Origin of the sequence: Parahaliea aestuarii (assembly GCF_008064635.1) — a bacterium.
In the GTDB taxonomy this organism is placed as follows: Bacteria; Pseudomonadota; Gammaproteobacteria; order Pseudomonadales; family Halieaceae; genus Parahaliea; species Parahaliea aestuarii.
Map to the genome: position 1 here is coordinate 240,899 of NZ_VRYZ01000006.1, position 14,424 is coordinate 255,322.

Annotated in this window: 15 protein-coding genes; 8 read left to right on the top strand and 7 right to left on the bottom strand. The window is 65.1% G+C overall.

Annotated features, from left to right (window positions below):
• Position 1: 1 nt before the first annotated feature.
• Positions 2 to 1,000 carry a DUF3187 family protein gene (locus tag FVW59_RS14425; protein ID WP_148065055.1) on the bottom strand — a complete coding sequence of 333 codons (999 nt, stop codon included), beginning with the start codon at positions 998 to 1,000 and terminating at the stop codon, positions 2 to 4.
• A gap of 207 nt (positions 1,001 to 1,207) precedes the next feature.
• On the opposite strand from FVW59_RS14425, the gene lptM reads away from it, so the two are divergent.
• The 5 genes from lptM to FVW59_RS14450 are packed head-to-tail and all read left to right on the top strand — an operon-like array spanning position 1,208 to position 4,963.
• Positions 1,208 to 1,402, top strand: coding sequence for an LPS translocon maturation chaperone LptM (gene lptM / locus FVW59_RS19835; RefSeq protein ID WP_187275905.1), 195 nt, complete (start codon positions 1,208 to 1,210; stop codon positions 1,400 to 1,402).
• Positions 1,403 to 1,410: 8 nt separating this feature from the next.
• Entirely contained in the window at positions 1,411 to 2,667 is a 1,257-nt protein-coding gene (gene lysA, locus FVW59_RS14435) for a diaminopimelate decarboxylase (protein ID WP_148065057.1), read from the top strand.
• Between the two features lie 4 nt (positions 2,668 to 2,671).
• A complete protein-coding gene (dapF, locus tag FVW59_RS14440; protein WP_148065058.1) occupies positions 2,672 to 3,502 on the top strand; it encodes a diaminopimelate epimerase in 831 nt (276 codons plus the stop codon).
• Positions 3,503 to 3,552: 50 nt separating this feature from the next.
• Positions 3,553 to 4,257 (top strand): DUF484 family protein, encoded by a 705-nt coding sequence (locus FVW59_RS14445; protein WP_148065059.1) that lies wholly within the window; start codon positions 3,553 to 3,555, stop codon positions 4,255 to 4,257.
• 1 nt (position 4,258) lies between these two features.
• A complete protein-coding gene (locus FVW59_RS14450) occupies positions 4,259 to 4,963 on the top strand; it encodes an HAD family hydrolase (protein WP_148065060.1) in 705 nt (234 codons plus the stop codon).
• 3 nt (positions 4,964 to 4,966) lie between these two features.
• Here the strand turns inward: FVW59_RS14450 and FVW59_RS14455 are convergent, their stop codons facing one another.
• Both FVW59_RS14455 and glyA read right to left on the bottom strand, forming a co-directional pair.
• Positions 4,967 to 5,305, bottom strand: a complete 339-nt coding sequence (locus tag FVW59_RS14455; RefSeq protein WP_148065061.1) for a P-II family nitrogen regulator — start codon at positions 5,303 to 5,305, stop codon at positions 4,967 to 4,969.
• Between the two features lie 60 nt (positions 5,306 to 5,365).
• A complete protein-coding gene (gene glyA, locus FVW59_RS14460; RefSeq protein WP_148065062.1) occupies positions 5,366 to 6,628 on the bottom strand; it encodes a serine hydroxymethyltransferase in 1,263 nt (420 codons plus the stop codon).
• Between the two features lie 204 nt (positions 6,629 to 6,832).
• Here glyA and FVW59_RS14465 point away from each other — a divergent pair, with 204 nt between their 5' ends.
• The 3 genes from FVW59_RS14465 to FVW59_RS14475 all read left to right on the top strand — a co-directional run bounded on the left by FVW59_RS14465 (position 6,833) and on the right by FVW59_RS14475 (position 9,751).
• Positions 6,833 to 8,176, top strand: coding sequence for a UDP-glucose dehydrogenase family protein (locus FVW59_RS14465; protein WP_148065063.1), 1,344 nt, complete (start codon positions 6,833 to 6,835; stop codon positions 8,174 to 8,176).
• Between the two features lie 73 nt (positions 8,177 to 8,249).
• Positions 8,250 to 8,696, top strand: coding sequence for an ATP-dependent zinc protease family protein (locus FVW59_RS14470; RefSeq protein ID WP_148065064.1), 447 nt, complete (start codon positions 8,250 to 8,252; stop codon positions 8,694 to 8,696).
• 2 nt (positions 8,697 to 8,698) lie between these two features.
• Entirely contained in the window at positions 8,699 to 9,751 is a 1,053-nt protein-coding gene (locus FVW59_RS14475) for a succinylglutamate desuccinylase/aspartoacylase family protein (protein ID WP_148065065.1), read from the top strand.
• A gap of 25 nt (positions 9,752 to 9,776) precedes the next feature.
• Here FVW59_RS14475 and FVW59_RS14480 read toward each other — a convergent pair whose 3' ends face one another.
• From FVW59_RS14480 to FVW59_RS14495, 4 genes are read right to left on the bottom strand one after another with little or no spacing between them, the layout of a single operon-like run.
• Positions 9,777 to 10,091: a DUF3325 family protein gene (locus tag FVW59_RS14480; RefSeq protein ID WP_246139746.1), complete on the bottom strand. Its 315-nt coding sequence runs from the start codon at positions 10,089 to 10,091 to the stop codon at positions 9,777 to 9,779.
• On the bottom strand, positions 10,084 to 11,805 hold the full coding sequence (locus tag FVW59_RS14485; RefSeq protein ID WP_148065066.1) for a PepSY-associated TM helix domain-containing protein: 1,722 nt from the start codon (positions 11,803 to 11,805) through the stop codon (positions 10,084 to 10,086). Before FVW59_RS14485 ends, FVW59_RS14480 begins: the two co-directional genes overlap by 8 nt.
• A gap of 13 nt (positions 11,806 to 11,818) precedes the next feature.
• Positions 11,819 to 12,136 carry an iron uptake protein gene (locus FVW59_RS14490; RefSeq protein WP_148065067.1) on the bottom strand — a complete coding sequence of 106 codons (318 nt, stop codon included), beginning with the start codon at positions 12,134 to 12,136 and terminating at the stop codon, positions 11,819 to 11,821.
• Positions 12,117 to 14,231: a TonB-dependent siderophore receptor gene (locus FVW59_RS14495; protein ID WP_148065068.1), complete on the bottom strand. Its 2,115-nt coding sequence runs from the start codon at positions 14,229 to 14,231 to the stop codon at positions 12,117 to 12,119. The genes FVW59_RS14490 and FVW59_RS14495 overlap by 20 nt, the downstream gene beginning before the upstream one ends.
• Positions 14,232 to 14,424 lie beyond the last annotated feature (193 nt).

Here is a 14,424-nt window from a genome sequence, read left to right on the forward strand (position 1 = left end):
GTCAGGGCCGATAGCGCAGGTCAAACTGGAATACCACGTCCGGCGCCGTTTCCACCGCGATATCCTCGATCACGGCGAAGTCCAGTGACCAGTCCGGTGCCGGGTGCCAGCGAAGGCCCGCGCTGAGCATCATCGCGGTGCTGCCCAGGGCGTCGATGGCGCTGTCTATGGGCGCGGCGTGGGCATCGAACTGGCCCAGCAAACGCCAGTCCCCGGCGAAACGCCAGCTCAGGGCGCCACCGGCAAACCACAGGTCGCGCTCCTGCCGCGGCCCCAGCATGGCCACCTCACCGGCGCGCAGATAGCCCGCCTGGGCGTGCCAGTCCAGCGGCAGACCGGCCAGGTCGGCGCCACTGGCGCGCAGGGCGACGTAAACGTCGCCCTCGCCACTGCCGGTAAAGTCCCGCGCATCACCACTGCCGAACTTGTAGCCCGCCGCCACTGACAAAGTTGCAGTCTCTCCGCGATAGAAGGCGTGTTGCAGGGCCAGGCTGGCATCGCCGATACCGCTACCGTCGTCCTCCAGGGCAAAGCGCAGACCCGGGTCGGCGTAGCGGTAATCGAGCACATCGCCGGGAGCCTCGCCGCGCCCGCCGTCGGGCATGCCCCAGAAGTCGTGCCAGCCGTCGATCGCACTGTCCAGGAAGCCTGCATCCTGGCGCAACCAGGGCAGCTCCAGCTGCAACTCCCAATCCGGTGCAAAAGCATAGCGCAGCTCCAGCGCCAGGCGCTGGGTCTCGCCGTCGAGGTTGAGCGCCTCGCGGGCACCCCGGTCGCTGACATAGTGGCTGGCGACACTGCCGTGCAGGGCCAGCTGCCAGGCGCCGGCCTCACCCACCGCAGCGCTGCGCTGGCTGGGCAGGCCGACCAGGCCGGCCACCGGGCTCAGGTTTTTGACGTAGAGGGGCTCTTCACCGGCGGCCGACAGCGGCAGGGATGTGGCGGCGCAACAAGCCGCCAGCAGGGTGCCGGCAGCCGCGGCGGGAAAAGGTCTGGCCATGCAATATCCACCTTCGCGATTGGAGTGATGCCGCGCATAGTAGCAGGCCGGCGGCGTAGAACCTGTGACAGTGCCGCGAATCCGGACAGGCTGGGGCAGCCGCTGGCTGCTGCGCCCCTCGGGCTTCTTCGGCACTTTGGCAAAGGCGGCTCGCGCCGGTTTCTGGCAATGGCTATAATCGGCCGTTTTGACACCGGAGCGGACTCCATGCGCCAGCGATTCGCGGCAGCCCTGATCCTTGCCGCCAGCGCACTGATCCAGTCCTGCGGCCAGACCGGCCCCCTGTACATGCCCGACACGCCGCCGCCGTCCAGCGACGACGCTGCGGCAGCGGGAAGCCAGGACAAGACCGAAACGGCCACAGAAGCCGCTGCCGAGGCAGCCCCGACTCCCGTTAACTGAAGACGCACATGACTCACTTTCACTACCAACAGGGCGAACTGTTCGCCGAGGGCGTGCGCGCCAGCGAGATCGCCCGCCAGTTCGGCACGCCCTGCTATGTCTACTCCCGCGCCGCGCTGGAGCAGTCCCTGGCCGCCTACCAGCAGGCGCTGGCGGATGTGCCCCACCTGATTTGCTACGCGGTGAAAGCCAATTCCAGCCTGGCCGTGCTCGACATCCTCGCCCGGCAGGGCGCCGGCTTTGACATTGTCTCCATTGGCGAGCTGGAGCGGGTGGTCGCCGCCGGCGGCGACCCGGCCAAAACCGTCTTTTCCGGCGTCGGCAAAACCGCCGCCGAAATGGCGCGGGCACTGGAGCTGGGCATCCACTGCTTTAACCTGGAATCCGCCGCCGAGTTGGAGGTACTAAACCGGGTGGCCGCTGAGCGCGGTGTGGTGGCGCCGGTCTCGGTCAGGGTGAACCCGGACGTGGACGCCCGCACCCACCCCTATATCTCCACCGGCCTGAAGGAAAACAAGTTCGGTGTCACCATGGAGGAAGCCCTGCGCGTATATCGGCGCGCGGCGGAGCTGCCCCACGTGGCCGTGCGCGGCCTGGACTGCCACATCGGCTCCCAGCTCACCGAGCTGACCCCCTTCATCGACGCCCTCAGGCGTCTGCTGACCCTGGTGGACCAGCTGGCCAGCGAGGGCATTTCCATCGAGCACCTCGACCTGGGGGGCGGCCTCGGCGTGCGCTACCGCGACGAAGAACCGCCGTCCATCGCCAGCTATGTCGCCGCCATCCGCGCGGAGCTGGGCGAGCGCCAGGTGCAGCTGGTGCTGGAGCCCGGCCGCTCCATCGCCGCCAATGCCGGCCTGCTCCTGACCACCGTGGAGTACACCAAGCCAACCCCGGCGCACAACTTTGCTTTGGTGGACGCCGGCATGAATGACATGATCCGCCCGGCCCTGTACCAGGCCTGGCTGGATATCCAGCCGATTGAGGCGCGGACGGAAGTCCAGCCGCGCACCTGGGACATCGTCGGCCCGGTCTGCGAGACCGCCGACTTCCTCGGCAAGGGCCGCGAGCTGGCGATTGCCGACGGTGACGTGCTGGCACTCTTTGGCGCGGGCGCCTACGGTTTCACCATGAGTTCCAACTACAACAGCCGTCCGCGCGCCGCGGAAGTGATCGTCGACGGCGAGCAGCTGCACCTGGCGCGCCGCCGGGAGACACTGGAAGACCTGCTGCGCGGCGAACAGCGCCTGCCCGATAAGGGCTGACCACATGATCCTGCGCTTCACCAAAATGCACGGCGCCGGCAATGACTTCGTCGTCATCGACCTGGTCAGCCAGCGCTGCAAACTGCGCACCCGGGATATACGCAAGCTGGCAGATCGTCGCTTTGGCATCGGCTGCGACCAGGTGCTGGTGGTGGAACCGCCGAGCCGGCCCGATGTCGATTTCCGCTACCGCATCTACAACGCCGACGGCGGCGAGGTGGAGCAGTGCGGCAACGGCGCGCGCTGCTTTGCCCGCTTCGTTCGCGAGCACAAGCTCACCGCCAAGAAGCGTATCTCGGTGGAAACCGCCGGCGGCATCATCGTGCTGCAGGTGCGCGACCGCGAGCAGGTGGAAGTGGACATGGGCCCGCCACGTTTCGAACCGGCCGACATTCCATTGCGCGCTGACCGCCGCGCGCCCTCCTACTCCCTGGCCCTCGGCGAGCAGCGCCTGGAAGTGGGAGCGGTTTCCATGGGCAACCCCCACGCCATACTGCGGGTGGACGACATCGACAGCGCCGATGTCGAGGGCCTGGGGCCGAGGGTAGAACACCATCCGGACTTCCCCCAGCGGGTCAACGTCGGCTTCATGCAGGTGCTCAACGAGGCGGAGATTCGCCTGCGGGTGTTCGAGCGCGGCGTCGGCGAAACCCTGGCCTGCGGCACCGGCGCCTGCGCCGCCGTGTCCTACGGGCACAGTCGCGGCTGGCTGGCGGAAACCGTGACAGTTCACCTGCCGGGGGGTAAGCTCTCCATTACGTGGCGGGGCGAAGGCCACAACGTCATGATGACCGGCCCCACTGCTGTGGTATTTGAAGGCACAATAAAACTCTGAGCGTCGGGTCAGCCGGAGCCGTCCACAGAGAGACCAGGGGAGAACAGGCCATGTCCGCCACCCAAGATGCCGTCGCACTCAGCGACGCCAGTGCACTGGATGACAATCAGGTGCGCGAGTACCTGAAGATCCACAGCGATTTTCTGCAGCGCCACCCGGACCTGCTCGATCACCTGCACGTCAGCCACGCCTCGGGCAGCGCCGTGTCGCTGGTGGAAAAGCAGGTGAGCGTACTGCGTGAGCGCAACATGGAAATGCGCCACCGCCTGAACGCCCTCACCATCAACGCCCGCGACAACGACAAACTCTACGAGCGCACCCGCGCCCTGATACTGCACCTGCTGGACGCCCGCGACCTGGCGGGGCTGTGCGACGCTTTCATACACAGCATGAACAGGGACTTCGATATCGAGTTCGCCAGCATCATCCTGTTCGGCGAGCCGGCCGAGTCCAGCGGCAACCTGCGTTTCGAAACCAGCGAAAAGGTCAAACTGGAGATCGGCAGCCTGCTCAAGGGCCGCAAACCCCTGTGTGGCGCCCTGCGCAAGGACGAGTTCGAGTTCCTCTTCCCCAAGGGCAGCGAGGTCGGCTCGGCCGCGGTGATGCCCCTCAAGGGCGACAACAGAGTGGGGCTGATCGCCGTTGGCAGCACCGACGCCAACCGCTACTACAACGGCATGGGTACCCTGTTCCTGCAACACATCGCCGATGTGCTGCTGCGCCTGCTGGAGCGCCTGCCGGGCGACGACAACTGACGTGGCCATCGAGGTCATCACCTTCGATCTGGACAACACCCTGTGGGACGTGGAGCCCGCCCTGCTGCGAGCCGAAGAGGCCCAGCGCGCCTGGCTGCTGCAGCACCGCCCCGGCACCATCGAACACCACGATCACGCCAGCCTGTGGGAATTCAAGAAGGACGTCTTCAAACGCCACCCTGAACTGGCCCACCACGTCAGCCGTTTCCGCCTGCAAACCCTGCGCGAGTTGCAATTACTGGCCGGCTATAGCGAGGCCGAGGCCAGCGCCGGCGCCGAGAGCGCCTTTGCCGAGTTCCTCGTCGAACGCCAGCGGGTGGAACTCTACGCCGAAGCGCTGGAGGTGCTGGCACAACTGGCCGGGCGCTACCGGCTCGGCGCGCTCACCAACGGCAACGCCGACATCTACAAGACCGACGCCGCCGAATACTTCGACTTTGCCTTTCTCGCCGAGGACGTGGGCGCCAGCAAACCGGCACCAGACATGTTTCATGCAGCGCTGGAGCTCACCGGGGTGCGGCCCGCGAATGTCACCCACGTCGGCGACAACCCGGAGCACGACATCGCCGGCGCCAGGAGCGTGGGCTTTCACACAGTGTGGATGAATGCAGCGGGCAGCGAATGGCCCGGAGGGGAGCCCGCAGACCGGGAGATTGCCAATCTGCGGGAATTGCCGGCGGCGCTGGACAGCCTGGCCGCCGGTTGAAGTTTAAATCGCGTCTTCCCCGGTTTCCCCGGTGCGGATGCGGATCACCTGCTCCAGGTCGGAGACAAAAATCTTGCCGTCGCCGATCTTGCCGGTGTTGGCCGAGTTGATAATGGCCTCGATGGTCGCTTCCACCTGCTTTTCGCCAACGGCGATTTCCAGCTTCAGCTTGGGCAGAAAATCCACCACGTATTCAGCGCCGCGGTAGAGCTCGGTGTGGCCGCGCTGGCGGCCAAAGCCCTTGACCTCGGTCACCGTGATGCCCTGAACCCCGATGTCCGACAGCGCCGTGCGCACATCGTCCATCTTGAAGGGCTTGATAATTGCGGTAACCAGTTTCATGCCTTTCAGCCTCCGGTGTGGTTGAACGTTCTATTATGGGTGGTGGCGCTCAAATGGCAATCAGGCGTAAACCGGGAAGCGACCGCAGATATCCAGCACCTTGCCCTTGACCTCTGCAATCACAGTGTCGGCATTGCCGTTTTCCAGGGCTTCCAGCACATCGCACATCCAGCCGGTCAGTTCCACGGTTTCAGCTTCCTTGAACCCGCGGGTGGTGATGGCGGGGGTACCCACGCGCAGACCGGAGGTGATGAAGGGGGAACGGGGGTCGTTGGGCACGGCGTTCTTGTTCACGGTGATGTTGGCATTGCCCAGGGCCTCGTCGGCGTCCTTACCCGTGTAGGGCTTGCCGATCAGGTCCACCAGCATCAGGTGGTTGTCGGTGCCACCGGAGACGATGTTGATGCCGCGCTCGATAAAGGTGCTGGCCATGGCGCGGGCATTGGCGACAACCTGCTTCTGATACGCCACGAACTCGGGGCTGGCCGCTTCCTTGAAGCTGATCGCCTTGGCGGCAATCACGTGCATCAGCGGGCCGCCCTGGCCGCCGGGGAATACGGCTGACTGGAATTTCTTTTCCAGTTCTTCATTGGCCTTGGCCAGGATGATGCCGCCGCGGGGGCCGCGCAGGGTCTTGTGGGTGGTGGAGGTCACCACGTGGGCGTGAGGGACCGGGTTGGGGTAGACACCGGCGGCGATCAGGCCGGCCACGTGGGCCATGTCGACCATCAGGTAGGCACCGACCTTGTCGGCGATCTCGCGGAACCGCGCCCAGTCCATCACCCGGGAGTAGGCAGAGAAGCCCGCCACGATCATTTTCGGTTTGTGCTCCAGGGCCAGGGCTTCTACCTGGTCGTAGTCCACCTCGCCGGTGTCGGCTTTCAGGCCGTACTGCACGGCGTTGTACATCTTGCCGGAAAAGTTGGGCTTGGCGCCGTGGGTCAGGTGGCCACCGTCGGCCAGGCTCATGCCCAGTACGGTGTCGCCGGGGGCGCACAGGGCCTGGTAGACCGCAGAGTTGGCCTGGGAGCCGGAGTGGGGCTGGACGTTGGCGTAGTCCGCGCCGAACAGGGCGCAAACGCGCTCGATGGCCAGGCGCTCGGCCTCGTCCACGTACTCGCAGCCGCCGTAGTAGCGCTTGCCGGGGTAGCCCTCGGCGTATTTGTTGGTGAGCACCGTGCCCTGGGCCTGCATCACGCGGGGGCTGGTGTAGTTCTCGGAGGCAATGAGCTCGATGTGCTCTTCCTGGCGACGTTCTTCATCGCCAATAGCGGCAAAAATCTCGTCGTCAAAACCCTGGATGGTCATGCTGCGGTCAAACATCGGTATCCCCCGGCGCGGTGAGGGCCCGGCTTCGCGCTATTGGCGGCAGGGGGCCCGGTTTGGAAAGGCGCACATTCTACTGAAAAACGCCGCGGCCGATAAGTCTGATAGCGACAACAGAAATGCCCTGTATTATTACTGTCACCTTTCAGACATATAGTAGTCTTCCACGACACCGATTCAGCAGGGAAACCGACAGCAGCAATGAATATCACCATTTTTGGCAGCGGCTACGTAGGCCTGGTGCAGGCCGCCATTTTCGCCGATGTAGGCCACAAGGTCGTCTGTATGGACATCGACGCGGCCCGGGTAGACCGCCTGCGCGAGGCTGACGTGCCCTTCTTCGAACCGGGCCTGGCCAACCTCATCCGCAACGGCCTGGACAGCGGCCTGCTGTCCTTCACCACCGACACCAAGGCGGCGGTGCAGGCCAGCGACTACCTCTTTATCTGCGTGGGAACGCCCCCCACCAGTGACGGGGCAGCGGATATGAGCCAGGTGATGGACGTGGCCTCGGCCATCGCCCGCTACATGGCCAGCCGCAAAGTGGTGATCACCAAATCCACCGTGCCGGTGGGCACCACCGACACCGTGCTGGCCCACATCAAGCGGGCCCTGCACGACCAGGGGCGCGACATCCCGGTAGAAGCGGCCTCCAACCCGGAGTTCCTGAAAGAGGGCTCCGCCGTCGCCGACTGCCAGAGCCCCGACCGCATCGTCATCGGCACCCGCTCGCCCACGGTGCTGGAACAGATGCGCCGCATGTACCAGGCCTTCAACCGCAACCGCGAGAAGATCATGGCGATGGATCCGCCCAGCGCGGAAATGACCAAATTGACCGCCAACGCCATGCTGGCCACCAAAATCAGCTTTATGAACGAAATGGCCAATATCGCCGAGGCGGTGGGGGCGGACATCGAGGACGTGCGCCGCGGCATCGGCGCCGACCCCCGCATCGGCTACCAGTTCATCTACCCCGGCTGCGGCTACGGCGGCTCCTGCTTTCCCAAGGACGTGCGCGCCCTGAAATACCTGGCCGGCCAGCACGATCACCGGGCGGAGATTCTCACCGCTGTGCACGACACCAACCAGCGCCAGAAGAACAAGCTGGCGGAGCGGGTGATGGCCCGCCTCGGCTACGACCTGACCGGCAAAACCATCGCCCTGTGGGGCCTGTCCTTCAAACCCAACACCGACGACATGCGCGAGGCTCCCAGCCGCTACGTGCTGGAGGGCATCTGGTCCTGCGGCGGCCGGGTGAAGGCGTTTGACCCCCAGGCGGGGCAGGCCTGCCTGGCCCTGTACGGCGAGCGCGATGACCTGGTCATCACCGAGCACAAGGAAGATGCCCTGGAAGGCGCTGACGCCCTGGTGATCTGCACCGAGTGGAAGGCCTTCTGGTCACCGGATTTCGAGCAGGTGAAATCCCTGCTGAAGCAGCCGCTGATCTTTGACGGGCGCAACCTGTACAACCCGGCCTACCTGGAAGAACTGGGCATCGAGTACTACGGCATCGGCCGCGGACGCTCGCTGCACGCGGCGGCCTGAACGGCGCCGGGTGGTTTACACCTTGCCCCCAGCCAGTGATACTCGGTTCTGACCTCAGCTAACGACATCGGGTATGACTGACAAGGCAGTACTGGGCTGGCGCGAGTGGCTGGCCCTGCCGGATCTCGGCATCGAGCGCATCAAGGCCAAGATCGACACCGGGGCGCGCACCAGCGCCCTGCACGCATTCTACGTGGAGCCCTTCGAGCGCGACGGTAGCGAGTGGGTGCGCTTCGGTATCCACCCCTGGCAGCAGAACACCGAAAAGGAAGTGCACTGCGAGGCCAGGGTGCTGGATAAACGCCAGGTGACCGATTCCGGCGGCCATCGCGAGCACCGCTACGTCATCCAGAGCCGGGTGCGGGTGGGCGAACGCATGATCGATGCGGAAATCACCCTCACCGACCGCGAAACCATGCGCTTCCGCATGCTGCTGGGGCGCACCGCCATGCGCGGGGCTTTCCTCGTAGATCCGGCACGCTCCTACCTGCAGGGAACTCGCCCCGGCGAGGAGGCCTGAACATGCCGCGCTCCCCGCTGGTGATTGGCGGCCAGACCATCGAGCCGGGCGGCCACTACACCGTGGACATCCCGGTGGCCCCCATGTACACCCATGACAACCTGTCGATCAGCGTAAAGGTGATCAGCGGCAAGCGGCCCGGCCCGGTGCTGTTCGTGTGCGCCGCCATTCACGGCGACGAGATCAACGGGGTGGAGATCATCCGCCGGCTGCTCAAGGACCCGCAACTCAAGCGCCTCAAGGGCACCCTGATCGCCATTCCCATCGTCAACGTGTACGGTTTTATCAACCACACCCGCTATCTGCCCGACGGCCGCGACCTCAATCGCTCCTTCCCCGGCTCCAGCCGCGGCTCGCTGACCGGACGCATCGCCCACACCTTCATGCAGGAAATCGTGGCTCACTGCAGTCACGGTATCGACCTGCACACCGGCGCCCGCCACCGCAGCAATTTCCCGCAGATTCGCGCCAACCTGGAAGACGAAGCAACCCTGGCCATGACCGAGGCCTTCGGCGCCCCGCTGGCCATCGACGCCAAGATCCGCGACGGTTCCCTGCGCGGCGCCGCCGGTGATATGGGCGTGCCGGTACTGCTGTACGAGAGCTGCGAAGCCCTGCGCTTCGACGAGATCTACATCCGCGCTGGCGTCAAGGGGGTGCTGAATGTGATGCGCCACCTGGGCATGCTGCGCAGGAGCCGCGCCAGGGCCCTGAAGAAACCGCTGATCAGCCGCAACACCCACTGGTTGCGGGCGCCAGAGAGCGGCATCCTGAGAGTGCTGGTAGCGCTGGGAGCCGAGGTACAGGCCGGCCAGATCATCGGCTTTATCGCCGACCCGCTGGGCACCAGCGAAGTGGATGTGGTGGCGGAGTCACCGGGCATTGTCATCGGCCGCACCAACCTGCCGCTGGTATACGAGGGCGACGCCCTCTTTCACATCGCCGAGGTCGATCGGCGGCGCAAGTGGGAGGTGGAAGCCTTTCACGAAGACTACCAACCGGACGAACACGAACTGGATCCGGAAGACCTGAGTTCAGCGCCGATTGCCGATTAGGCGCCGCGGCTGACTGTGTGCAGGTTCAGCCTCGCCGCAACAGCCACAGACGCAACCAGTGCGGGCGCCAGCTCAGGGTAAAGGCGACCGCGGCAGCGGACACCGCCAGCAGCATGCACCAGACCAGTGCCGCCATGGTCGGCGCATCCGCCAGCAGGCACAGCCACAATGCCAGCAGCAGCGCCAGGCTACCGGCGACCTGCAGTCCGCGCATTGCACCCGCAGACTGACTCGCCCCGCGACGCACCTGGCGCCAGTGTGCCGACTTGGCCAGGGCCAGCCAGGCCATGCCGCTGAAGCAACTGACGGTGGCCAGCAGCAACAGGCCGCCCTCAGCCACGGGCCGGCTCCAGCGTAGTGTCCAGCGCCGAACTATCGGCTGTGCCGGCGGTTCCCTCCGCAACACGCTTTCTGACACCCTCCCTGATGCGCAGCAGCGCGGCGGCCTTCACCGCGATGCCGGCGCTCGCCAGCAGGCAGAGATCGACACCGGCCACCGGCCAATAGCCAGCCGCCAGGGTTTTGCCGAGGTGGTCGCCAGTGGTGAGCCAGTTCAACAACACCGCCGCCACGGCCAGCGCGGCATAGGCCCAGCACTGCTCGCGCCAGGCCGGCGATATGAGCCCACGCGCCACCGGCGCGCTGCGCCAGGCCGCATGGGCCAGGGCCGCGAGCCAGCTGTACCAGAAGATGCGCTCCTGCCACAGGGCGCGGCCGAGCAGGTCTTCCGGCAGCAGCCGGTTGGCCACCAACATCGCCGAGGTCGCCACCAGCATGCCGGTGACTGCGGCGACGGCCAGGGCATCCACCCAGCGCACCAGGGCCGCCGGGGACTGCCCGGCCAGCTGGCGCTTGCGCTTTTCCACGAAGAACACGAAACCGGTAGCGATACAGACACAACCGGCCAGCCCGCCAAACACATACAGCCAGCGCAGCAGCCAGTGGCGGAAATGCTGCAGGTGCAGGCCAGTCAGGAATTCGTTCACCGAGAACACCGGTGACAGGGGCGGGTCCTCTCGCAGCACCTCGCCGGTGCTGGCCTTGAAGTGGACCCCCTGCCCGACCAGGGCAACCTGGTCGCTGCCGGCGCGGTAAATGCTGACATAGCCATTCTCGTCGCCGATGTGATCGATGAACAGGGAACCCACTTCGCCGGGCATGTCGCGCAGCGCCCAGCGTCGCTTGGCCTCTGCCACCATGGCGTCCACCGAGGCCAGGGCTGCCGGAATACCGGCCGGTTCGTGGGGCAGCCCGGTACGCTCGGCCTGCAGCACTTCGTGCTGCTTCGCCAGCGGCTCGAGCGCGGTCTGGCTCAGCGGAAAGTAGATACCGGCAAAGATCACCAGGCCGGTGAAGGCAAAGAAGAAGTGGAAGGGCAGCGCCACCACACCGGTCAGGTTGTGCAGGTCCAGCACGCTGCGCTGGGTGCGCTTGTGGGGGCGGAAGGTAAACAGCTCCCTGAACAGCTTGCGGTGCATGACCACGCCGGTTACCAGGGCCGCCAGCATGATCAGCGCCGCCAGGCCGACGATCCAGTAGCCCAGATTTTTCCAGTGCAGGTGCAGGCTGTAATGCAGCGGGTAGAAGAAATCGCTGCCCACCTGCAGTTTATCCTCGCTCAGGTAGGCGCCAGTGCGCGGGTCGATGCTGGCCCAGCCGTGCACGTGCTGATGGTCGTCACTGGCGTCGATCGGCTTGTTGGGAATGGCGAACTCACCGCCGATCTGCAATACCGGGTCGCGGTGGGTGGTGTAGGCGTAGAGAGAGGCCAGTGGCAGGGTATCCGGGTGGGGTATTTCCCCCTGTACCCGCAGTGCGGTGGCGGCCATGTCATCCGGGTGCGCGCGCAACCGGTCGTAGACCGGCTTGAGCACCGTATCGAAAGACGGCATCGGCTGCGCAGCAAAGCGGGTTTCAGGCACTGCCCAGCGGTCAATTTCGCGGTCAAAAACCGACAGCGAGCCGAAGAAGAAGACGGCTATCAGGACATAGCCCAGCACCAGCCCGAACCAGGTGTGTACCCAGGCCATGGCCTGGCGGAAATTGGCAAACATCGGTATTCCTTCCCTACGCTCCCGCGATCAATTGCTGCTGCAGCACCAGCGCGGCGGCACTCATCAGACCGCCGCCGGCCAGCAGAAGAATCCATACCCGCAGCATGTTACGCGCCGCCCACACCCACAGAAAAATCACCAGGTAAGCGAGAAAGGCGATGATCATGCACAGCGTACGGGCCTCGTCGTAAGCCATCCCCAGCGCCACCAGGCCGGCAATGCCGAGACTGCTGGCGCCCCACAAAAAGGCGTAGCCGCCGAGGAGGCTAGCGGCGATGCGGGAGAGAATAGCCAGCGCGAGCGGCGCCTGTTCAGAAGCGGTAGCTGACATGCAGGCTGTAGTCCATGGGTGTGCCGTAGCGGTATTGATTGAAGAAGCCGACCTGGCTGTAGTATTTCTCGTCCAGCAGGTTGTCCAGGTTGACCTGCACCGACAGGCTGTCGCTGAAGGCGTAGCGCGCCATCAGGTTGACCAGGGCGAAGTCGTCCTGGGTCAGTCTGCCCGGCTCCTGTGTAGCCGGGTTGCTGGTGGCGGCATAGATCTCGCCCTGCCAGTTGACGCCCCCGCCCACGGTCAGGCGGTTCCACTGGTAGGTGGTGAACAGTTTCAGCAGCTTGCGCGGTGCATCGGTGTTCACATCTTCGCCATCGGCATCCTCGGCGCTGAACTGGGTAAAACTGGCACTGAACTGCCAGTTGTCGCTGAGATTGCCCACCACTTCCAGCTCGGCGCCGGTGGTCTCGGTGCCCTGGGCGGCGTAGTAGAACATCTCCAGGGTTTCGGGATCGACAATACCGGTGGGCTCGGCGAGATTGTCCTGCTCGATCTGGAACAGGGCGAAGGAGGTTTCCAGGGCGCCATTCAGCCAGGCGCTCTTGAGGCCGGCCTCGTAGCTCTTGCCCTCCAGCGGATCGACAGTATTGCCGCTCGTGTCGCGCTCGTTCTGGGGCTGGAAGATTTCGGTGTAACTGGCGTAGAGGCGGTGCTGCTCGCCCAGGTCGTAGAGCACCCCGGCATAGGGAATGACCACGTCGTCGTCGCCGTAGTCGAGCACGGCACCGTACTCCACACCCTGGCGCTCCCAACTGGCCAGGCGGGCACCGAGGATAAACTTCAGACTGTCGCTGGCGGCTAGGCGCACGGCGCCGTAGTAGCCCTCCTGCTCGGTCTCGATATCCTGGTCCATGCGCGTGGTGTCGGACCAGCGCGGCTCCGGGGAGCTGCCGTCCCACGCGAAAAAGTTGCCGACGCTGTAAAAATCGAGGGCGGTCCAGACCTCGGTCTCGGCGGACTGCTCGCTGTGCAGGGCACCGAGCACGAACTCGTGCTGGCGACCAAACAGTCCGAAGTCACCGCGCAACTGCACATCGACACTGTCCAGCACCGACTCGCCCGAGGCGCGGTAGGGGAAGTAGCTCAAGCCCTCGCCCGTTGCCTTGTCGACATCGCCGGACAGGTACAGCAGCCGGGTTTTCTGCCCGTTTTCCACCCGGTTGTAGTTGGCCCTGAGCTGCCAGCCGTTGCTGAATTCCTGCACCGCATTCACGAAGTAGTTTTCGTTGCGGGTTTCCCAGCGGGTCCAGTCGGCGGCGGTGGACTTGGAGCGCGACCAGTCGGTGCGGGTGCCGTCGGTGAACCAGGTCGGCAGGGCGCCCCAGGTGGCCCCGGTGGGGTCATTCTGCTGATAGCTGGCGCCGACCCGCAGCAGGGTGCTGTCGCTGAGGTCCGCCTCCAGCACCCCGTAAAAGACGTCGGATTCCTCTTCCAGAAAGTCCTGGTAAGACTCGCCCTCGGAGTGCTTGGCCACCACGCGACCGCGCAGGGCCCCGTCAAAGCCCAGCCCGGAACTGACGTCTGCGGTGGTTTCATAGTTGTTCCAGCGGCCAAAGCCGCCGTCGACATAGCCGGTCAACTCGGTGTCCCTGGCGTGCTTGCGCACCAGGTTGATGGAGGCGGAGGGATCGCCGGCGCCAGTCATCAGGCCGGTGGCGCCACGCACCACTTCCACGCGCTCGTAGAGTGACATGTCGACCACGGTTTCGCCCGAGTCTCCCGCCAGGCTCCAGGGCAGCGGCACGCCGTCCACCTGGTAGTTGCGAATTTCGAAGCCGCGGGAGGAGAAGGTGTTGCGCACGTCGTCGATCTCCTGCAGGGAGACCCCGGCCGCATTGACCACGACATCGGAGATAGTGTCCAGGTTCTGGTCGAGGATGCGCTGCGAAGTGATCACTGTCACCGACTGCGGCGTTTCCAGCGGGGTCAGGCCCAGGCCGGTAGCCATGTCCATTTCCCCGGTCAGCAGGTAGCTCCCGGTGACCACCACCTCTTCCAGGTTGCCGGGCGCCTGGGCTTCGGCGGTGCCGCCATAAAGGCCGGCCTGCAGAGCGGCTGCCAGCACCGTTAATCGCACGCCGTGACTATGCATTGGAATCCCCTGTCGATTGTTTCCCGGCAGGCGCCGGGTCAACTGATTTTATGCGGCTTGAAATCAAACCGTAATTGAACTGCGAATTATTCTCATTATCAAAAAAAGGTCAAGCCAAAAAGTACCACCGCCACCGCGCTGACGCTATCTGTCATGCCCCCAAGCGGCGGGCAGACCTGCTAGAATGCCGCCC